18 protein-coding genes are annotated in these 19,117 nt (G+C 58.9%); 9 read left to right on the forward strand and 9 right to left on the reverse strand.

Features of this window, described 5'->3' with window-relative positions; all coding sequences use genetic code 11:
• Window positions 1–96 precede the first annotated feature (96 nt).
• Window positions 97–432: an HU family DNA-binding protein gene (locus tag K328_RS0101800; RefSeq protein WP_169721159.1), complete on the forward strand. Its 336-nt coding sequence runs from the start codon at window positions 97–99 to the stop codon at window positions 430–432.
• 113 nt (window positions 433–545) lie between these two features.
• On the opposite strand, the gene K328_RS22170 is transcribed toward K328_RS0101800, so the two are convergent.
• Complete coding sequence (locus K328_RS22170; RefSeq protein WP_036553051.1) at window positions 546–1,133, reverse strand: carboxymuconolactone decarboxylase family protein; 588 nt, start codon at window positions 1,131–1,133, stop codon at window positions 546–548.
• A 144-nt stretch (window positions 1,134–1,277) separates the two neighbouring features.
• On the opposite strand from K328_RS22170, the gene K328_RS22175 reads away from it, so the two are divergent.
• On the forward strand, window positions 1,278–1,985 hold the full coding sequence (locus K328_RS22175) for an alpha/beta fold hydrolase (RefSeq protein ID WP_051284314.1): 708 nt from the start codon (window positions 1,278–1,280) through the stop codon (window positions 1,983–1,985).
• Window positions 1,986–2,063: 78 nt separating this feature from the next.
• On the opposite strand, the gene K328_RS0101815 is transcribed toward K328_RS22175, so the two are convergent.
• From K328_RS0101815 to K328_RS0101840, 6 genes are all read right to left on the reverse strand, one after another.
• On the reverse strand, window positions 2,064–2,345 hold the full coding sequence (locus K328_RS0101815; RefSeq protein WP_028464494.1) for a DUF2160 domain-containing protein: 282 nt from the start codon (window positions 2,343–2,345) through the stop codon (window positions 2,064–2,066).
• A 14-nt stretch (window positions 2,346–2,359) separates the two neighbouring features.
• Window positions 2,360–3,169: a carbohydrate ABC transporter permease gene (locus K328_RS0101820; RefSeq protein WP_028464495.1), complete on the reverse strand. Its 810-nt coding sequence runs from the start codon at window positions 3,167–3,169 to the stop codon at window positions 2,360–2,362.
• A gap of 1 nt (window position 3,170) precedes the next feature.
• On the reverse strand, window positions 3,171–4,034 hold the full coding sequence (locus K328_RS0101825) for a carbohydrate ABC transporter permease (RefSeq protein ID WP_028464496.1): 864 nt from the start codon (window positions 4,032–4,034) through the stop codon (window positions 3,171–3,173).
• Window positions 4,031–5,119, reverse strand: a complete 1,089-nt coding sequence (locus K328_RS0101830) for an ABC transporter ATP-binding protein (protein ID WP_028464497.1) — start codon at window positions 5,117–5,119, stop codon at window positions 4,031–4,033. The genes K328_RS0101825 and K328_RS0101830 overlap by 4 nt, the downstream gene beginning before the upstream one ends.
• A 10-nt stretch (window positions 5,120–5,129) precedes the next feature.
• On the reverse strand, window positions 5,130–6,212 hold the full coding sequence (locus K328_RS0101835; RefSeq protein WP_028464498.1) for an ABC transporter ATP-binding protein: 1,083 nt from the start codon (window positions 6,210–6,212) through the stop codon (window positions 5,130–5,132).
• Between the two features lie 138 nt (window positions 6,213–6,350).
• Window positions 6,351–8,090, reverse strand: a complete 1,740-nt coding sequence (locus tag K328_RS0101840; RefSeq protein ID WP_342665262.1) for an ABC transporter substrate-binding protein — start codon at window positions 8,088–8,090, stop codon at window positions 6,351–6,353.
• A gap of 364 nt (window positions 8,091–8,454) precedes the next feature.
• Between K328_RS0101840 and K328_RS22180 the strand changes: the two genes are divergently transcribed.
• The 6 genes from K328_RS22180 to K328_RS0101870 all read left to right on the forward strand — a co-directional run bounded on the left by K328_RS22180 (window position 8,455) and on the right by K328_RS0101870 (window position 14,312).
• Window positions 8,455–9,246 carry a DeoR/GlpR family DNA-binding transcription regulator gene (locus tag K328_RS22180; RefSeq protein WP_051284316.1) on the forward strand — a complete coding sequence of 264 codons (792 nt, stop codon included), beginning with the start codon at window positions 8,455–8,457 and terminating at the stop codon, window positions 9,244–9,246.
• 13 nt (window positions 9,247–9,259) lie between these two features.
• Window positions 9,260–10,759, forward strand: a complete 1,500-nt coding sequence (gene glpD / locus K328_RS0101850; protein ID WP_084608048.1) for a glycerol-3-phosphate dehydrogenase — start codon at window positions 9,260–9,262, stop codon at window positions 10,757–10,759.
• A 99-nt stretch (window positions 10,760–10,858) separates the two neighbouring features.
• Window positions 10,859–11,773, forward strand: coding sequence for a DMT family transporter (locus tag K328_RS0101855; protein WP_051284318.1), 915 nt, complete (start codon window positions 10,859–10,861; stop codon window positions 11,771–11,773).
• Between the two features lie 99 nt (window positions 11,774–11,872).
• Window positions 11,873–12,508: a uracil phosphoribosyltransferase gene (upp, locus tag K328_RS0101860; protein ID WP_193170177.1), complete on the forward strand. Its 636-nt coding sequence runs from the start codon at window positions 11,873–11,875 to the stop codon at window positions 12,506–12,508.
• Between the two features lie 28 nt (window positions 12,509–12,536).
• The gene (locus tag K328_RS0101865; protein ID WP_028464503.1) at window positions 12,537–13,742 is read left to right on the forward strand and encodes a CaiB/BaiF CoA transferase family protein; all 1,206 of its coding nucleotides are present in this window, start codon (window positions 12,537–12,539) and stop codon (window positions 13,740–13,742) included.
• Between the two features lie 30 nt (window positions 13,743–13,772).
• Window positions 13,773–14,312 (forward strand): cysteine hydrolase family protein, encoded by a 540-nt coding sequence (locus K328_RS0101870; RefSeq protein ID WP_028464504.1) that lies wholly within the window; start codon window positions 13,773–13,775, stop codon window positions 14,310–14,312.
• A 14-nt stretch (window positions 14,313–14,326) separates the two neighbouring features.
• Here the strand turns inward: K328_RS0101870 and K328_RS0101875 are convergent, their stop codons facing one another.
• The gene (locus K328_RS0101875) at window positions 14,327–14,803 is read right to left on the reverse strand and encodes a VOC family protein (protein ID WP_028464505.1); all 477 of its coding nucleotides are present in this window, start codon (window positions 14,801–14,803) and stop codon (window positions 14,327–14,329) included.
• A gap of 268 nt (window positions 14,804–15,071) precedes the next feature.
• Here K328_RS0101875 and K328_RS25500 point away from each other — a divergent pair, with 268 nt between their 5' ends.
• Window positions 15,072–18,284, forward strand: a complete 3,213-nt coding sequence (locus K328_RS25500; protein ID WP_051284320.1) for a response regulator — start codon at window positions 15,072–15,074, stop codon at window positions 18,282–18,284.
• Here the strand turns inward: K328_RS25500 and K328_RS0101885 are convergent.
• Window positions 18,281–19,063 carry a DUF2189 domain-containing protein gene (locus K328_RS0101885; RefSeq protein WP_028464506.1) on the reverse strand — a complete coding sequence of 261 codons (783 nt, stop codon included), beginning with the start codon at window positions 19,061–19,063 and terminating at the stop codon, window positions 18,281–18,283. The genes K328_RS25500 and K328_RS0101885 overlap by 4 nt on opposite strands.
• Between the last annotated feature and the right edge of the window lie 54 nt (window positions 19,064–19,117).

Consider the following 19,117-nt stretch of genomic DNA (forward strand, 5'->3'; position numbering starts at 1 on the left):
TTTGATTTAAAGGGATATTTAATTTGGTTCGGGCAAGTGTCGAAAATTAGCGGCGAATCTCGTGAGAAAACTCATATTTTTGAGCAATTCCGGGGCTTGCAGCGGGAACGAGAATCCCAGAGACTTCGGCCATCATCAACGGGAGATCAGTTCATGAATAAATCCGAACTCAGCGCAGCGGTTGCTACCAAAACCGGCCTCACCCAGTCTCAGGCCGAAGCAGCGGTCAATGGTGTGATCGACGCGGTAACCGATACGCTGAAGAGCGGTGGCGATGTCCGTCTTGTCGGCTTCGGCACCTTCTCCGTTTCCGAGCGGGCCGCGACCACTGGCCGTAACCCGCGGACCGGCGAAACCATCAATATTGCCGCGTCCAAGCAGGCGAAGTTCAAAGCTGGTCAGGCTCTGAAAACCGCTGTTAACGGCGGCTGATTCTTCCTTCGATCCGGGCGCGGCGTTAGCCGCGCCCGGATCGTTTCGGATTAAGTATCCCAACCGCCCGCGAGGCGGTTTTTTCATACCTGCGTTTTGGACGGCCGTTTCTGTCAGTCCTTGAACGGTTCTTCTTCTCCGTCAGGAACAGAGACGCGGAAGACATTCAGGTTTGCCGAGATCATTGCGTAATAACCCGCAAGCGTGACGAGATCCGCCATGCCCCGGTCGCCGATACGCGCATGGGTGTCGGCATAGGTTTCGTCCGAGACATCGCCCGCCTGCATCAGCTCAGCGACAAATTTCTGAATTGAGCCGAGGTCGGGATTGTCCGCCGGTGCCTCACCACGCTTGATGGCGGCAATCTCATCCGGTGTCATGCCTTCCTTCAGGGCGATCTGCTCATGCGCCCACCATTCGTATTGCGAGCGCCAGTGTTTCGCGACGGTAAGGATCGCAGCTTCCCGCATTGCGCCGGAGAGTGAGGATTCGAACCGCAGCTTCACGCCGAGCGCCTGTGCGGCTTCTCCGGTCTCCGGCGTGTGCAGCCAGGCATTGAACGGACCGCGAAGCGCCCCGCTCTTCTCCATCATGTCGATGCCGGGACCGGACTTGAAGCGGACGCCGCCGGTGATCGCTTCATAAAGTTCGGCTTGTTTCGGAGCGAGATTGTCTGGGTTGAGCTTGGGCAGACGGTCCATGGGAAAGTGTCTCCGGCGAATGGGGCTAGACGTGGGCCAGTCCGGACGATGGACGATAATCCCGCCGGATGGGAAGGGGACCGCTTGTCATGACTTTCGTGCCGAAAGCGGAATCAAGAGCGCTTCCTGCCGGAGAACCGGATATTGATCATCGGGGACGGTTCAAGGCCCTTCGACCGGGATGCCGATACGTCAGTTTCAGGGCAGGTCCCGGTCCTGGAGACGCTCATGGAGCATTGGGGCTTCGAGAGCGCGCATATTGTCGCCCACGATATTGGCGGCGCCGTGGCGCAGCGTTTCTGCATCTTTCATCCGGAGCGGGCACGGACGCTGACCCTGATCGACACGGTCAGTTTCGACAGCTGGCCATCACGCCGCACCAACGAGCAGATGAAGGCGGGGATCGATGCCTTGATCAAGAAACCGGATGCCGAGCACCGGGCGCACTTCCGGGAATGGCTGCTAAGCACCGTCGTGCATAGGGACAGGTTCGCGGTAGGGGCGCTCGACATCTATCTCGACCTGATCACCGGTCCGGTCGGGCAGGCCAGTCTTTTCCAGCATCAGGTTGCCTATTACAATCACAAGCATACCTCCGGGATCACGGACCGGCTCGCGGAGCTTGGTAAAATTCCGGTACAGATACTCTGGGGAGCGGATGACGCCTGGCAGGTCGTCGACTGGGCGCACAAACTGCACGCGGCCATTCCGGGCTCGCACCTCCATGTGCTTCCGGAATGCGGCCACTTTGCCATGGAAGATGAGCCGGAGCGGATCAGTGAACTGGTTATAGTTTTCATCGCCGGCCATCCACTTGTCATTCCCGCGCACGCGGGAACCCAGGGGCCGTAAAGCGCTATCCGTCTTCCCTGGGTCCCCCTTTTGCACGGGATGACGATATAGGACTAGGTCCAGCGCTTGGCGCGATGCTCAGACGTACTTGAAAACCAGCACTCCGTAGATAATCGCGATGCCAAGCGGCGCCCAAAGCACCGTTCCGACAAGCCCGAGCCAAGCCAGGAAGATAAACGCGCTCCCGAGCAGCCAAATGAACAGACGGTCGCCGCGGGTTGTCGTCAACCCAAGCACGCCGTCGCGCGGGGCGCCGCCGGGATTGCGCAGCTCCAGCATCGTCATGGTGCCGAGGCAGCAGGCGATGAAGATGAAGAAGGCGGCGGTCGGCCAGGTCCAGGCCATCCAGCTCAATCCCATGATCTGTCTCCTTCCTAGACCCGCCCGAGGGCGAAGCCCTTGGCGATGTAGTTGCGCACGAAATAGATCACGAAGGCGCCGGGGATGATGGTCAGTGTGCCTGCCGCCGCCAATAGCCCGAGCTCATATCCGGACGAACTCGCTGTCTTGGTCATGGTCGCCGCGATGGGTTTCGCCTCGACCGCTGTCAGGGTCTTGGCCAGCAGCAGTTCGACCCAGGAGAACATGAAGCAGAAGAAGCAGGCGACGCCGATCCCGGCGGCGATGGTTGGAATGAAGATCTTCCCGAAGAAGCTCCAGAAGGAATGCCCGTCCACATAGGCCGTCTCATCCAGCTCACGCGGCACGCCAGACATGAAGCCTTCCAGGATCCAGACCGCCAGAGGGATGTTGAACAATGTATGTGCCAGCGCCACGGCAATGTGGGTGTCGAACAGGCCGACCGCCGAATAGAGCTGGAAGAAGGGTAGGGCGAAGACCGCCGGGGGCGCCATGCGGTTGGTGAGAAGCCAGAAGAACAGGTGCTTGTCGCCGATGAAGCGGTAGCGAGAAAATGCGTAGGCGGCAGGAAGAGCAACCGCGACCGAGATCGCCGTGTTCAGGGTCACATAGGAGATGGAATTCACATAGCCCATGTACCAGGTCGGGTCCGTGAAGATGGTGATGTAATTGTCGAGCGTGAATTCCTGCGGATAGAGCGTGAAACTGCCGAGGATCTCGTTCGTGGTCTTGAACGACATATTGATCAGCCAGTAGATCGGCAGCATCAGGAACAGGATGTAGAGGGTCGGCACCAGCCAGCCGGCGGTTTTCTTGACGTTCATGTCACTGTTCCTCGTTCCGCATCATCACGGTGTAGAAGACCCAGCTCAGCGCCAGGATAATCAGGAAGTAGACCAGCGACATCGCAGCCGCCGGGCCGAGATCGAACTGGCCGAGCGCGATCTTCACCAGATCGATTGAGAGCAGGGTGGTCGAATTCCCCGGCCCGCCGCCGGTCAGCACGAAGGGCTCGGTATAGATCATGAAGCTGTCCATGAAGCGGAGGAGGAAGGCGATGGTCAGCACCCGCTTCAGCTTGGGAAGTTGGATAAAGCGGAAGATCGCCCATCCTCCTGCACCGTCGATCTTGGCGGCCTGATAATAGGCATCCGGAATCGAGCTGAGACCGGCATAGGCGAGCAGTACGACAAGTGAGGTCCAGTGCCAGACATCCATCAGGATCAGCGTGAACCATGCATCGCCCGGCTGGCGGGTGAAGTTGAAATCGAATCCGATGGCGTTCAGCATGTGGCCGAGGAAGCCGATATCCGGCAACGCGAAGATGTTCCACATGGCGCCGACCACGTTCCAGGGGATCAGGAGCGGCAGGGCCATCAGCACCAGGCAGACGGAAACCCACGGACCCTTGCGCGGCATGCAGAGCGCGATGGCAATCCCAAGCGGCATCTCGATGGCAAGGATGCTGGCGGTAAAGATCGCCTGCCTGCCAAGGCTGGCATGGAAACGCTCGGATTGCAGGATGTCCTGGAACCAGATCACGCCCGCCCAGAAGAACTCGTTGTTCCCGAAGGTCTCCTGCATTGAGTAATTGACCACGGTCATCAGCGGGATGATCGCGTTGAAGGCAACCAGCGCGAAAACCGGAAGGACGAAGAGCCAGGCCTTGTTGTTCTGTAGTTTGTTCATGCTTCCGCTCCTCCGGCCACTAGCCAGCCGTCGCGATAGACCCGCGTCCGGTCAGCCCGGAAAGACAGCGCTGTTTTCCCGGCCGGGATCTCGATGCCCTCATTGACCAGCAGCTTCACCGGCGCGTCGCCAACCCGTGTCTCCACGATCTGGTAACGCCCGCTGTCGCTGACCTTGACCACGTCAGCCGCGATACCGTCAGTCTCGGAGAGGCTGACGAATTCAGGCCGGACACCGAGACGGAGTGGGCCTTCTGCCCCATCCTTTACCGCACTGGCATTGCTCGTCGCGACGGGCTGGCCGTGCAGAAAGGCTTGTCCACCCTTTACCTCGCAATCGAGGATGTTCATGCCTGGCGAGCCGATGAAATGGCCGACGAATTCGTGGCCCGGGGTCTCGAACAGCTCGACCGGCGTGCCGATCTGCACGACCTCGCCGACATTCATCACCACCACCTTGTCGGCGAAGGTGAGGGCTTCGGTCTGGTCATGTGTAACGTAGACCATGGTCCGCTTCACCCGTTGGTGCAGCTCCTTCAGCTTGGAGCGGAGCTGCCATTTCAGGTGCGGGTCAATCACTGTCAGCGGCTCGTCGAACATGATCACGTTCACGTCGGAGCGGACCAGCCCGCGGCCGAGGGATATCTTCTGCTTTCCATCGGCGGTGAGGCCAGATGCGCGGTTCATCAGGGTGTCTTCAAGATCGATCATGGCCGCGATTTCTCGCACCTTGGCATCGACCTCGGCTTCCGGAACGCCGCGGTTGCGCAGCGGGAAGGCCAAATTGTCGTAGACGCTCATGGTGTCGTAGACGACCGGGAACTGGAACACCTGCGCGATATGACGCTGATCCGGAGCAAGCCCCGTGACATCCTCTTCGTCGAACAGAACCTTGCCGTGACTTGGTGTCAGCAGGCCGGAGATTATGTTCAGCAGCGTGGTCTTGCCGCAGCCGGACGGGCCGAGCAGGGCATAGGCGCCGCCATCCTCGAACGTGAAGTCGAGCTGTTGCAGCGCATAGTCTTCAGGTCGCTCCGGGTTCGGCCCATAAGCGTGCCGGAGATCGTCGAGGGTGATCTTCGCCATCGTCTCTCTCCTAAGCTCGCGCCGAGGCGGCGGCAGCCAGCGCGCCGTCTGGAGCAAAATACATGGCCTGCGCGAAATCGGCTTGCAGGTGGGCTTCGGCGCCGACTTCGAAGGCATGAATGCCGTGAGACTGGGAAACCCAGGTTTTCCCGCCCTTGGCGAAATGGATGATGCTTTCCGAGCCGCTGAGTTCGGTCACCATGACCCGGCCGGAAACCGGCACCGGGTCCGCGCCTGACGCGGCAGTCGTCACGAAATGTGGCCGGATACCGAGCGTGTAGGGACCGTCCGAAAGAGAAGAAGCGGGGCCATTGGCGGCCCAGCGGGCACCCTCGGCATCGACAAAATGATCGCCCTGTTTCTCGCAAGCCAGCACGTTGATCGGCGGATCGGAGAAGACCTGGGCGCTAAGCAGGCTGTTGGGCTTGCGGTAGATTTCCCTGGTCGGGCCGAACTGGGTGACCGCCCCCTCGAACAACGTCGCGGTATTGCCGCCGAACAGCAGGGCCTCGGTCGGTTCCGTCGTTGCGTAAACGACAATGCAATTGCGGTCGGCGAACAGGCGCGGCAGCTCGTCCCGCAGCTCCTCGCGGAGTTTGAAGTCGAGGTTCGCCAGCGGCTCGTCGAGCAATACCAGATCGGCATCCTTCACCAGGGCACGGGCAATCGCCGTGCGCTGCTGCTGACCGCCGGAGAGGGCACCGGGCAGGCGGTCCAGCATCGGGGTCAGGCGCAGCAGCTCGGCCATGTCTCCGACCCGCTGGCGGATCAGGTCTTCCGGCGCGCGCGCCACCCGGAGCGGGGAGGCGATGTTCTCATAGACCGTGTAGTTCGGATAATTGATGAACTGCTGATAGACCATCGAGACGTTGCGCTGCTGCACGGGCATGCCGGTCACGTCCCGGCCGTCGAACCAGATCTCGCCTTCCAGCGGACGTTCTAGTCCTGCCATCAGTTGCATCAGTGTGGTTTTGCCTGCGAGCGTGGAACCGAGCAGGATGTTGAAGCTGCCGGGCTCGAACGTCAGATCGGTCGGGTGGATATGCACCACGTTTCCGACACGCTTGGTTACGCCTTTGAGTGTGAGTGTCATGGCCTCTCGAGAGGTCGGCGGATGATCGCGCGGGCCGTCCCGACGAATCCGCAATGTCTGGAATTTAGAAAAAATCCGGGGCCGGATCGAGGGATACGGCCCCGGAGGAGTGAAGTCTCCGAGTTAGGGAGAGCGGTCCTAGTTCTGAGACCAGCGTTTCACAAGCTCATCGTAGGAAACGGTTTCGCCCTTCGGCTTCTCGTTCGCGAGCGCCGCTTTCGCGCCACCCTTGCCGAGCCAAGCGGACGGATCTTTCTCTTCGTTCAGACGCGGACCACAACCGCCATAGGTGTTGTTGGCCTTGTCCGCACGTTCCATGCGCCCCATCACCTGGTCCATCTCGCTGGCGAGACGGTCCATGGCTTCCTGCGGGGTGAAGGCGCCGGAATTGACGTCACCGATCTGCTGCCACCAGAGCTGGGCCAGCTTCGGATAGTCGGGCACGTTCACGCCGGTAGGCGACCAGTTCACCCGGTCGGGCGAGCGGTAGAACTCGACCAGACCGCCGAGCTTCGGAGCCCGTTCGGTGAAGGATTTGTCGTTGATGTCGCTGTCCCGGATGATGGTCAGGCCGACATGGCTCTTTTTAAGAGACACGGACTTCGAGACCACGAACTGGGCATAAAGCCAGGCGGCTTTGCGACGATCGACCGGGGTCGACTTGAACAGGGTCCAGGAACCGGCATCCTGATAACCGAGCTTCTGGCCTTCTTCCCAGTACGGACCGTGCGGGGACGGAGCCATGCGCCAGAGGGGCACACCATTGTCGTCGACGGTGTTGTTGCCGTCCGCCTTGGACGCGACCATGGAGGCGGTGAAGGCGGTGTACCAGAAGATCTGCTGGGCGACATTGCCTTGGCTCAGGGCGGGCAACGACTGATAGAAGTCGTAGTCGGCCGCACCCGGAGGTGCGTATTTCCGCAGCCACTCATCCCATTTGCGGATGGCATAGACAGCCGCCGGACCGTTGGTTCCGCCGCCGCGGGATACGGACGCGCCGGCCGGGTTGCAGGAATCCGCTTCCATCCGGATGCCCCACTCGTCGATCGGACGGCCGTTCGGCAGACCTTTCGAGCCGGCACCGGCCATGGAGAGCCAGGCATCGGTCATGCGCCAGCCGAGATCCGGAGCGCGCTTGCCGTAATCCATGTGACCGTAGACGCGAACGCCGTCGATTTCCTTCACATGCTCGGTGAAGAATTCGGCGATGTCCTCATAGGCGGACCAGTTCACCGGAACGCCCAGCTCGTAGCCGTACATTTTCTTGAATTGGGCTTTAAGCTCCGGCTTGCTGAACCAGTCGTAGCGGAACCAGTAGAGGTTCGCGAATTGCTGGTCTGGCAGCTGGTAGAGCTTGCCGTCCGGGCCTGTGGTGAAGGATTTGCCGATGAAATCGTCAATGTCGAGCGTCGGCAGGGTGACGTTCTTGCCGTCGCCGGCCATCCAGTCCGTCAGGTTGACCGCGAGCTGCAGGCGCGCATGGGTGCCGATCAGATCGGAATCGTTGATATAGGCGTCGTATAGGTTCCGGTTCGTCTGCATCTGCGTCTGAACGGCCTGAACGACTTCGCCCTCGCCAAGCAGCTGATGGTTCACCTTGATGCCGGTGATTTCCTCGAACGCCTTGGTCAGGGTTTTGGATTCGTATTCGTGAGTCGGAATGGTCTCCGACAAGACATTGATTTCCATGCCCTTGAACGGCTCGGCGGCCTTGATGAACCACTCCATCTCGGACTTCTGGGCGTCCTTGGAGAGAGTGGAAGGCTGGAACTCGCTATTGATCCATTTTTCGGCTTCTGCCATGCCCGCCTTGGCGACGTTTGGCACAGCGAGAAGAGCCGTGACCGCAACCGCGGCCATCAGTGTCTTCTTCATCATTTTCCTCCCAGCTTGAAAGCTTTTATGACTATCAAACGAAAAAAAGTGAAGGTCAAGTGATGCTGATTGAATGCCCGTAAAATGTCGCCAACTTTGAGGGCAAAGTGATGTCTTTCAGGGTCGGGCGGTATACAGAAATATCAATAAAAATAGATAATTAGATTTTCAAATGGCTGTCTTGGTCAGCGTGATCGGTATAATGATGTGGTGAGTTTTGTATGCAAAGCTTCTCTGGAAATCGAAAGAAAACGAATGTAGGATGATTTTGGGCGCGAAAGCTGCCTTGGTGTGTTTTCATATGAGCATTCAGGCAGTGATTCCAGCGGCTGAATTTTTCGATTGAAGGTAAACGAAAGGACGCGAGATGGATGCGGTTTCGCCGCGGCAGACCGATATCCTGAGAATGGCCCGGCAGTCCGGGCGTGTTGGGGTTGATGATCTCGCGCTTCAGTTCGACGTGACGCCTCAGACCATTCGCAAGGATCTGAACGAAATCTGTGACGCCGGCCTGCTGCAGCGGGTGCATGGCGGAGCGGTTTATCCGTCCGGTGCGATCAATTACGCCTACGATGCGCGGCGCTCGCTCGCGGCCGAGGAAAAGCGGAGGATTGGCGCGGTTGCGGCGGCGCTGATCCCGGACAACAGTTCAGTCATCCTGAATATCGGGACCACCACGGAGCAGGTCGCCTTCGCTTTGCGTGAGCGCGAGGGTCTGATGGTGATCACGAACAACATCAACGTCGCGAACATCCTGCGGGCATCGCCGTCCACGGAAGTCATTATCGCAGGCGGTCTGGTGCGGCGGACGGACGGGGGTATCGTCGGTGAAGCGACCGTCGATTTCATCCGCCAGTTCAAGGTCGATCACGCCGTAATCGGTGCGTCCGCGATCGATGAGGATGGCGCCATCCTCGATTACGATTACCGCGAAGTCCGCGTTGCACAGGAAATCATCCGGCACGCACGGCGTACGATTCTTGTCGCCGATCATATGAAATTCGACCGGAACGCGCCGGTTCGCATCGGGCACCTCAGCGACATCGACGTCCTTGTGACCGATGCCGATGTACCGGAAAGCGTTCAGGAACTTTGCACGCTCCACGGCGTGACTATTGCCAGCGCGCCCGGGGCGCCGGGCGAAAATGATCCAAGCTGAGAAGGATGCTCCAATGTATGACATCGCCGTAATCGGTGGCGGTATCAATGGATGCGGTATTGCCCGGGATGCGGTCGGGCGCGGCTATTCAGTTTGCCTTGCCGAAATGTCGGATCTGGCCAGCGGAACCTCTTCCTGGTCGACCAAACTGATCCATGGCGGCCTGCGCTATCTGGAGCATTACGAGTTCCGGCTGGTGCGCGAATCCCTGGAGGAGCGCGAGGTGCTTTGGGCCATGGCGCCGCATATCGTGCGCCCGATGCGGTTCGTCCTGCCGCACCATTCCGGATTGCGCCCGGCCTGGCTGCTCCGGCTTGGCCTGTTTCTTTACGACCACCTTGGCGGGCGGAAGTTGCTGCCGCCGACACGAGTGCTGAACCTGACGTCGGATGAGGCGGGCGCGCCGCTGAAAGCGGTGTTCCGGAAAGGCTTCGAGTATTCCGATTGCTGGGTGGACGATGCCCGTTTGGTGGTGCTGAACGCCCGAGATGCGGCAAACCGCGGTGCCGACATTCATACCCGCACACAAGTCGTGAAGGCTGTTCGAGAGGACGGGCACTGGCGGGTGACCTTGCGCGATCTCCGGACCGGAGCCGAGCGGGACATTGAAGCGCGGTTGCTCGTCAATGCGGCGGGGCCGTGGGTCGACCGGGTGTTGGGCGAAACTTTCGGACGCAACGGCGCGCGGAATGTCCGGCTGGTACAGGGCAGTCATATCGTCGTACCGAAGCTCTACGACCATGACCGGAGTTACATCTTTCAGAATTCCGATGGCCGGATTTTCTTCGCCATTCCCTATGAGCGCGATTTCACCCTGATCGGGACCACGGACAGGGATTATCAGGGCGACCCCGCAAAAGTTGCGATCACGCCGGAAGAATCGGCTTACCTCTGTGCCGCCGCTGGCGAGTATTTCAAGCGGCAGGTCGCGGTCGACGACATTGTCTGGACCTATTCCGGCGTGCGTCCCCTGTTTGACGACGGTGCATCGAAGGCACAGGAAGCGACCCGGGATTATGTGCTGCGCGAGGAGGGCGATCCAGAGAGCGGTGTGCTGGTGAATATCTTCGGCGGCAAGCTGACCACCTATCGGCGGCTCGCAAATTCCGTCATGAAAAAGATCGAGGCTGCTCTCGGCTCCAAAGGGCCGGAATGGAGCGGGTCCGAGCCGCTGCCCGGCGGCGACTTTCCGGTTCTGGAATTTGCGGGCAGGCTTCAGGCTCTGAAGCAGAAATACCCGTTCCTTGACGATGGCACCGCTCTCCGGATCGAACGCCAGTTCGGGACATTGGCCGAGACGATTCTCGGAAATGCGAAGGCGCTTTCGGATCTCGGACGGGATTTTGGCGCCGGTCTGACGGAAGCGGAAGTTCGCTATCTGATGAGCCGGGAATGGGCGGTGACGGCAGAGGACATTCTTTGGCGGCGCAGCAAGCTGGGGCTCCGGCTTTCAAAGGCCCAGGTGGATGCTCTGGAGTCCTATATGGCGGAAGTATCCTCTCGCGCCGCGTGAGTAATTTTATTTCATAATCGGGTTGCAAAAGAGACGGTTTCTTATCAGTGTGACCGCAATCCGGCGTTCTGTCCGGACCACTCATCCGGGAGCCTACTCATGTTGGGTCCGAAAGCGGGCGGCCTTACCGGCGCCTTCTACGGGAACGCCTATATTTTGCTCGCCCTCACCACATTGATGTGGGGCGGGAATGCCGTTGCTGGCCGGCTTGCAATCGATGAAGTTTCGCCGATGGCTCTGGTTCTGCTGCGCTGGGCCGGCGTCGTGATTCTGATGGGCATCGTTTCTCGGAAAAAGGTGTTGGCTGAATGGCCGGTATTGCGGGAGCGATTCTGGTTTCTGTTCGCTCTCGGTACTCTCGGTTTCACCATGTTCAACGGGCTGTTCTACGTTGCCGCCCATTCCACGGTGGCGATCAATATGGGCATCCTGCAGGGTTCCATTCCGGTCTTCGTGCTGATCGGTGCACTGCTCGCCTATGGCACGCGGGTTTCCCTGGTGCAGGGCGGTGGCGTGCTGCTCACCATGGTCGGTATCGTTCTGATTGCCTCTCATGGAGAGCTGGAGCGACTTGCGGCGCTCGCTTTCAACCACGGTGACCTGCTGATGGTGATGGCCTGCGCTCTCTATGCCGGATACACGGTAGCGCTCCGGAAGCGGCCAAATGTTTCGGGCATCGCCATGTTCACCATCATGGCCGCCGCGGCCTTTATTACTGCGCTGCCACTGGCTGCGATCGAGGCGTATGCAGGCGATTTCCAGTGGCCGACGCTGAAGGGCTGGGGAATCGTTCTGTTCGTCACCCTGTTCCCGTCTTTTCTGGCGCAGATCTTCTTCCTGCGCGGGGTCGATCTGATCGGTCCGGGCCGGGCAGGAGTGTTCGTCAACCTGGTGCCGGTCTTCGCGTCCGGGCTCGCCGTGGTGATTTTGGGTGAGGTCTTCGCCTGGTATCATGCTGCGGCACTCGTCCTCGTGCTGGGCGGTATTGCGCTGGCAAACCGGACGAAGAGCTGAAATCGGCGCCAGCGGGCTTGCCCTTTTCAGATGACGGCGTATGACTGGGCGAAATATGACATTTCCCGGTCAGGAACCGGAATGCGAGGAGAGAGACCCTTGAGCGCACATCCCGTCACCGTCGTCGATCATCCGCTCGTCCAGCACAAGCTGACCATCATGCGGAAGGCTGACACAACCACCTCCAAGTTCCGGCATCTGCTGAAGGAAATCGCGCATCTTCTGGCCTATGAGGTGCTGCGGGATCTGGATGTCGAGACCGTCGAGATCGAAACTCCGCTGGAAACCATGATGGCGCCGCGCCTTGAGGGGAAGAAGCTCTGCTTTGTCTCGATCCTGCGCGCCGGGAACGGGTTGCTGGACGGTATGCTTGAGCTGGTGCCGTCGGCGCGCGTTGGACATATCGGTCTTTATCGCGATCCGAAGACGCTGGAGCCGGTCGAGTATTACATGAAGCTGCCGGAACACCGGGACGAGCGCCTCTTCATCGTTGTCGATCCGATGCTGGCGACTGGCAACTCCGCCGTCGCGGCAATTAACCGCCTTAAAGCCGCGGGTGCCACGAATATCAAGTTCGTCTGCCTGCTGGCGGCGCCGGAGGGCATCGAGACCTTCCAGAAAGCATTGCCGGACGTGCCGGTGTTCACCGCGTCCATCGACCGTCAGCTGAACGAGAAGGGCTATATCATGCCCGGTCTCGGCGATGCCGGGGACAGGATGTACGGCACCAAGTAACTGAAGCGATCCGATTGGGGCGGAGAGCATGACATCACCGAAGCCTTTGGCTGGCAGGCGGGTTCTTGACCTGACCAATGTGCTGGCGGGACCGTTCTGTTGTCATCAGCTCGCCCATCTCGGCGCTGAGGTGATCAAGGTCGAAGTACCGGGAACCGGCGATCTTGCCCGCCAGCTTGGTGCCGACAAGGACCTGAATGAAGCTCTCATGGGAGTCTCGTTTCTGGCCCAGAATGCGGGCAAGCGCTCCATCACCCTCAATCTGAAATCCGAGGACGGAAAGGCTGTGTTCCGCCGGCTCGTTGCGGGGGCGGATGTGCTGGTCGAGAATTTTCGGCCCGGTGTGATGCAGCGCCTCGGGCTCGGCTTCGAGGTTTTGAAACAGTCTCGTCCGGACCTGGTCTACTGTGCGATTTCCGGCTTCGGTCAGGACGGGCCGATGCGTGATCTGCCTGCCTACGACCAGATCATCCAGGGCATGTCCGGTGTCATGAGCATTACCGGCGCGCCGGATACCGCGCCGTATCGCGTCGGCTTCCCGGTTGCGGACACCATCGGCGGATTGACTGCGGCGATGGCGATCTCGGCGGCGCTGGCAGAGCAGGACCGGACGGAGCCCCGTTTCATCGATGTGGCGATGCTCGAATCTGTTCTTGCGACCATGGGATGGGCGGTCTCCAATTTCTTGATCGCCGGGCGACCGCCTCAGCCTCTCGGCAATGATAATGTCACTGCAAGCCCATCGGGAACGTTCGAGACGCGCAACGGACTGCTGAATATCGCGGCTAACAAGCAGGAGCAGTTCGAGGCTGCCTGCCGGATCCTCGACCGTGAGGCGCTGATTTCCGATCCGCGTTTCGCCACCCGGTCGGCCCGGCTGGAAAACCGGGTCGCCCTGGCAGCCCTGATGACAGAAGCGTTCATGCAGGACGATGCGGTGTCATGGGAGGCCAGGTTGAACGAAGCCGGTGTGCCAGCCGGCCGCGTGCTGAGCGTTCCAGAAGTCCTTGCTGTGCCGCAGGTTGCCGGCCGGGGGCTGGTCGAGACCTTCGAGAAGGTTTCGGGCGTGGGACGGGATGTCAGTATTGTCGTGCCGGGCGTCAAAATCGATGGCGAGGCACCGCGCGTGGATGCGCCGCCGCCGGAGCTTGGTGCCCAGACCGATGAGATCCTCGCTGAACTGGGTTATTCTTCCGGCGAGGTTGCAAGACTGAAGGATAGCGGCGCGGTCTGACGCGACGCGTATCGCTGTCGGGGAGCATGCATGAAAACCGCACTGATCGTCATCGACATGCAGCTCGGATCCTTCACGCCCTATTCCGCCCGCTACGATTCGCTGGGAACTGTTGAGCGCATCAACCTGCTGGCGGCAAAGGTCCGCGCGCGTGGGATGCCTGTCATCTTTGTGCAGCATGATGGCCCTGAGGGGGATCCGCATCATCCGGATGCGCCCGGCTGGCATCTTCTGCCGGAGCTGGAACAGGTTCCGGCCGATATGGTCGTCCATAAGACGTCCTGTGATGCGTTTCTTAACACAGGTCTTGAAGCTCTGCTGGAGCGCGAGCAAATCGAGCAAGTCATCGTGACGGGATGCGCATCGGACTTTTGTATCGATACGACGGTCCGGTCAGCGCTGGCACGTCGCTATGCGACACTCGTTCCGTCCGACGGGCATACAACTGCGGACCGGCCTTATCTTTCTGCCGGGAAGATCATCGAGCATCACAACGCGATCTGGTCGGACTTCCTGTCTCCGGTCGGGCCCGCGACGGTCTTGCCCACTGATGCCATTGATCTGGGCTAGAGAACCAACTCAGCTCAAGACTTGCTAGCCTGCCAGTCTTTCAACGTCGCGTGGGCGTGTTCCTTGCTCGCCATTGCTTCGTCATGCCCTTCGCGTTTGGCTGTCAATTCAATCACATACCCATTCGGATCACGGAAATAGATCGAGTCGATGAAACCGTGATCGGCGACGCCACGGGTTTCGATTCCCGCGTCCTTGCCCTTCTGGTGCATGGTTTTCAGATCGTCGGGTGTGACCTCAAGCGCAATGTGAAGATCGAAATCATGCTGCTCCTTGAACTCGAACGGCCGGTCGGGTGCTTCGAAGAAGGCAAGGGCCGAGCCGTCGTCCATTTGATAGAAGGAGTGCAGTGTCCCGGTCGCTCGTCCGCTCTTGGTTTCCTTGATCTCGAAGGCATGGACCAGTGGCAACCCCAGGAAATCCTCGTAGAAAGCCCGCGTTTCCTCGGAATCACGGCAGCGATACGCGTTGTGGTGAAGTCCTTTGATCATTGCGTCCTCCCGACCTTTACAGCATGGCAATTGATTGCCCGGACCTTAATATCAGCCATCGATAGATGTTTTTCGACGGGTTGTGCCAGAACAGACCGTTCTCTCAGCAAAACAATAGCCGAGATCTTTTCTAAATAGCGGAATTTAACCCCACGCTAAGGAACATGGTTTTATTCTTGTCGGGTAAAGTTGGAGAGTGCTTTGTTCCTGACCATTGGTATCGAGGATACCAATGTTCTGAGAACCTTTTGGCTTCTCGGAGCAGGCGATGAAACGCGAGAAGGACTCAGCCTTGGCTGGTGTTGGTTTTGATGAAGAGCGGGACCGGCTAGAAGCTTTCGCCGATGTCTCAAACGGATGGTTCTGGGAGACAGACGAGAACCATCACTTCATCTATGTCTCCAATTCTGTGGAGCGACTGGCCGGAAGAACCCCGGAATGGCACTACGGTAAATCGCGCGAGGATGTCGGCGGCCGCAACGTGCGGCCCGAGGTCTGGCAGGCGCATATGGAAGATCTGGCAGCCAGGCGTCCATTCGACAGCTTTATTTATCGTAGACAGACGTCGCATGCCGAGCTCTGGGTGCGGACGAGTGGAGCGCCGCAATTTGATGCCAAGGGAGGATTCCTTGGCTATCGTGGTTTCGCGTCGAATATCACTGCCGAAATAATGGTCCGCCGGGAAGCAGGGCTGCTGAAAGAGGCATTTCAGCAGGTTACCGAGCCATTTGTCCTGTGGGGTCCTGACGATTGTCTGGTTGTCTGTAACGACGCTTATATCAAGCTGAATCAGAATTTTGCATCCATTCTGGTTCCGGGAATTGCTTTCGAAGATGTTCTTCGCGCGGTTGCTAATGAAGGCCACGTAACGGCTGCGATCGGGCGTGAAGAAGAGTGGATCGTCGAACGGCTTGAGACACATAGGCTACCTGAGCACTCTCACTATCTGGAGTTGTCAGGCGACCGGCACATGATGATTCACCAACAGAAACTCTCCAATGGCGCCGTCGCGTGGTTCGGTCTGGATATTACACAACTGAAGCAAGCCGAGCGCCGGGCGGAAGAGGCACACAGGCAATTGACCGACGCAATTGAGGCGCTGCCGGACGGTTTCTGCCTTTACGATTCCGACGACCGACTTGCTCTGTTCAATTCTCATTACGCGACCTTCATGGAGGCTTTCGGTGTGAAAGCCGAAGTCGGGCTGAGCTACGAGGATGGACTACGCAAGGCTGCCGCTTCCGGGTTGTTCAATATCGCGGAGGGTGCGCAGGAAGAATGGATAGAGAAACGGCTGGCGCTGCATCGTTCGCCAGATGTCGTGCGGTTCGATCGATCATTCAAAAATGGCTGGGCGCGGGCAATCGAGAGCACGACGAGCGACGGCAGCAGGGTCGGGCTTCGGATCGATATTACCGAGTTGAAGGAGCAGGAGGCGGAACTGCGGCACGCTCGCGAGGTGGCCGAGATCGCGACCAGCGCGAAGTCGATGTTCCTGGCTAACATGAGCCACGAGCTTCGAACGCCCCTCAACGGGGTTATCGGACTCAGCCGATTGCTCGCCGAAACGCAGCTTGATGAAAAGCAGCGCGATTATATGGAGAAGATCGAGGCGTCGTCGCAAAGTCTGCTGTCCATCGTCAAGGATGTTCTGGATTTCTCCAAGATCGAGGCCGGTGAAATGACCCTTGAGGTCGTCGATTTTGGCCTGGATGTCGAGCTCCGGAGAATCAGTGACGTGATGGCGTTGCGGGCCGCAGAAAAGGGCTTGGACTTCCGGATCGATGTCGATCCTGACACACCGATGAATCTCAAGGGAGATCCGGTCCGCATAGGCCAGATCCTTCTGAACTTCCTCAGCAACGCCGTGAAGTTTACCGAACGGGGCGAGGTTGTCCTCACCATTGAAACAGAGGCCATCGCGGATGGCACTGCTACCTTGCATTTCGCTGTCCGGGATACCGGCGTGGGAATGACCGACCAGCAGGCCGCGAATGTTTTCAAATCCTTTACTCAGGCGGATCCTTCGACCACGCGGCGCTTTGGCGGCACCGGGCTCGGCCTTTCAATCAGCCGGTCGCTCGCCGATCTGCTGGGTGGTGAGATTTGGGTCGAGAGCATTCCGGGTAAAGGCAGCACGTTTCACCTCAGATTACAGGCCGCGATTGGTACCGCTACCACCCCGTACCAGGTCAAGGCGTTTGAGTGTCTCAAGGGAAAACGTGTCCTTGTGGCCGACAATAGTGAAACGGCCCGGATCCTGATGCACGAGATGCTGTCCCGGATGGGGATCGAGGCGCATGTCGTCGAGGGCGGCGCCGAAGCGATAGCCGCCGCTGCTGACAGTGGGCTGTTCGATGCCTTTCTGATTGATTACATGATGCCGGATGTCGATGGCCTGATGGCGTGCCGAAGCATATGCGAGACTGCCGCAGCCAAAGGTGACGATAAGCCCCGCATTCTTATCGTTTCGGCCGATGAGACCGACACTCTGAAAGAAGCAGCGCTTGAGGCCGGAGCCATGGGCGTTTTGACGAAACCGATCAATGCATCGGTTCTGTTCGATGGCGCCGCTCTTCTGTTCGATAAAATGGATTTCGTGGCAGGGAAGAAAGGTCAATCTGTTCCCCCCGACGGATTGAGGGGGCTGCGGGTGTTATTGGTTGAGGACAACGCGATCAATCGTGAGGTGGCGGACGCGGTGCTTGGCAAGGCCGGTATCATTGTCACGCCGGCGGTGAACGGGTTGATAGCGCTGAACCTTCTGAGGGCAGAGGGGCGCGGGGCCTTTGACGCCGTGCTGATGGATATTCAGATGCCAGTCATGGACGGGTATGCGGCGACGGAAATCATTCGGGAAGAACCGGAATTTGATGATTTGCCAATCATTGCGATGACTGCCAATGCGATGGCGAACGAGAGGGAGAAATGTTTCTCCGTCGGCATGCAGGACCACGTCACGAAGCCAATCGAGAACAAGAAATTGTTCGCCGCTCTCTGGAAGTGGTGCAACATTGATGGCGCAGATTTGATGCGCGCTCCTGACGGTGGAGCGGGTCATTTTGGCGAACAGTCGGGTTCGGAAGAGGGTGCCGTGATCAAAGAGAACAACGAAACCGCACTGACGTCAGACGATCTTGCAAAGCGCTATGAGCCGCTTGCCGAGATGATTGGCGACGCCTCCATGGTGGGCCGCTTCCTCGGTCAGTTCCGGGAAAGTTTTGCGGATGCGCGCACCGTTTTTTCCGGGCATGTCGACGCGGGCGATAATGAGAGCGCACATCGCTATGCACACCAGATCAAGGGGGTTGCGGGCAATTTGCGGCTGAATGACATCTTCGAGCAGTCGAAACTGGTTGAAGGCTGCTTCAGAGATGCTGGTTCATCCACGACGGCGTGTGCCGACGTGTTGGAAGAGTTGCTGAGTCTGATTGATGCCGAGATGCTCCTGATCGACCGGCATTTGATCGAAAACGCTTAAGTTTCGAAAGAAATCAACCTCTTGTACAGATGCCAGGTCGCATGCCCGAGAACGGGAAGGGTGACCAGCAGGCCAAGGAATGCCGGCAGCATCGACAGATAGAGGGTCAGTCCGATAATTGCGGCCCAGCCGATCATGACGAGCGGACTCATCGTGACGGTCTTGAAGCTGGTGATCATAGCGGTGATGAAATCATGTTCCTGTTCGAGCAGGAGCGGGAAAGAAATGACGGTGGCTGAAAACAGGATCAGCGCGAGCACAGCTCCGAAAGCGTGACCGAGAATAAGAAACGCGAGGCCGTCATAGGTGGTCAGGATCACGGTCAGGAAACCGTCAAAACTTGTAAATGATTGAAAACCGAGAAAAATAGCGAGAAGAACGCGGACCTGATACATCCACATGATCAGCATGAACATGGTCACGAAGGCCATCCAGCCGATCTCGCGTCGCCGTTGAGCGAAAATGACGTCAAGAACGTCTCTCCATACAAGATCCTGACCCGCGGAGAGCCGCCTGCTGACCTCGTACAGTCCGACGGCGGCAAACGGCCCAATCAGGGAAAAGCCCACTGCGGTCGGGTAAGCAAGATAGGACAGCCCCAGCGCCCAGGTCATGGCCAGGATGGCTATGCCGCCGAGAGCGAAAAAGCCTCCGAAGAACAATCCGAATCCCGGAGCTTTCAGAAAATCCTGCCAGCCATCACTCAACGCGGCTCTGAGGTCGGCAACCGTGCCGGCCCGAATGACTATTTTCGGAGGGTGCGTCGTTTCGGATGTCATGCTCAATCCTCCCATTATGCTTTTTCTCGTGATTCTAGGCTTTCCCGAGGCATA

The organism is Nisaea denitrificans DSM 18348 (genome assembly GCF_000426505.1).
GTDB classification, from domain to species: Bacteria; Pseudomonadota; Alphaproteobacteria; order Thalassobaculales; family Thalassobaculaceae; genus Nisaea; species Nisaea denitrificans.

Coding starts and splice junctions, on each gene's coding strand:
- K328_RS0101830 (WP_028464497.1), bottom strand. CDS start 5,119: ATGGCGAAGATCACCCTCGACGATCTCCGGCACGCTTATGGGCCGAAC.
- K328_RS0101855 (WP_051284318.1), top strand. CDS start 10,859: ATGTTGGGTCCGAAAGCGGGCGGCCTTACCGGCGCCTTCTACGGGAAC.
- K328_RS22180 (WP_051284316.1), top strand. CDS start 8,455: ATGGATGCGGTTTCGCCGCGGCAGACCGATATCCTGAGAATGGCCCGG.
- K328_RS0101875 (WP_028464505.1), bottom strand. CDS start 14,803: ATGATCAAAGGACTTCACCACAACGCGTATCGCTGCCGTGATTCCGAG.
- K328_RS0101820 (WP_028464495.1), bottom strand. CDS start 3,169: ATGAACGTCAAGAAAACCGCCGGCTGGCTGGTGCCGACCCTCTACATC.
- K328_RS0101815 (WP_028464494.1), bottom strand. CDS start 2,345: ATGGGATTGAGCTGGATGGCCTGGACCTGGCCGACCGCCGCCTTCTTC.
- K328_RS0101825 (WP_028464496.1), bottom strand. CDS start 4,034: ATGAACAAACTACAGAACAACAAGGCCTGGCTCTTCGTCCTTCCGGTT.
- K328_RS0101885 (WP_028464506.1), bottom strand. CDS start 19,063: ATGACATCCGAAACGACGCACCCTCCGAAAATAGTCATTCGGGCCGGC.
- K328_RS0101835 (WP_028464498.1), bottom strand. CDS start 6,212: ATGACACTCACACTCAAAGGCGTAACCAAGCGTGTCGGAAACGTGGTG.
- K328_RS0101865 (WP_028464503.1), top strand. CDS start 12,537: ATGACATCACCGAAGCCTTTGGCTGGCAGGCGGGTTCTTGACCTGACC.
- K328_RS0101840 (WP_342665262.1), bottom strand. CDS start 8,090: ATGATGAAGAAGACACTGATGGCCGCGGTTGCGGTCACGGCTCTTCTC.
- K328_RS0101870 (WP_028464504.1), top strand. CDS start 13,773: ATGAAAACCGCACTGATCGTCATCGACATGCAGCTCGGATCCTTCACG.
- K328_RS25500 (WP_051284320.1), top strand. CDS start 15,072: ATGAAACGCGAGAAGGACTCAGCCTTGGCTGGTGTTGGTTTTGATGAA.
- K328_RS22170 (WP_036553051.1), bottom strand. CDS start 1,133: ATGGACCGTCTGCCCAAGCTCAACCCAGACAATCTCGCTCCGAAACAA.
- glpD (WP_084608048.1), top strand. CDS start 9,260: ATGTATGACATCGCCGTAATCGGTGGCGGTATCAATGGATGCGGTATT.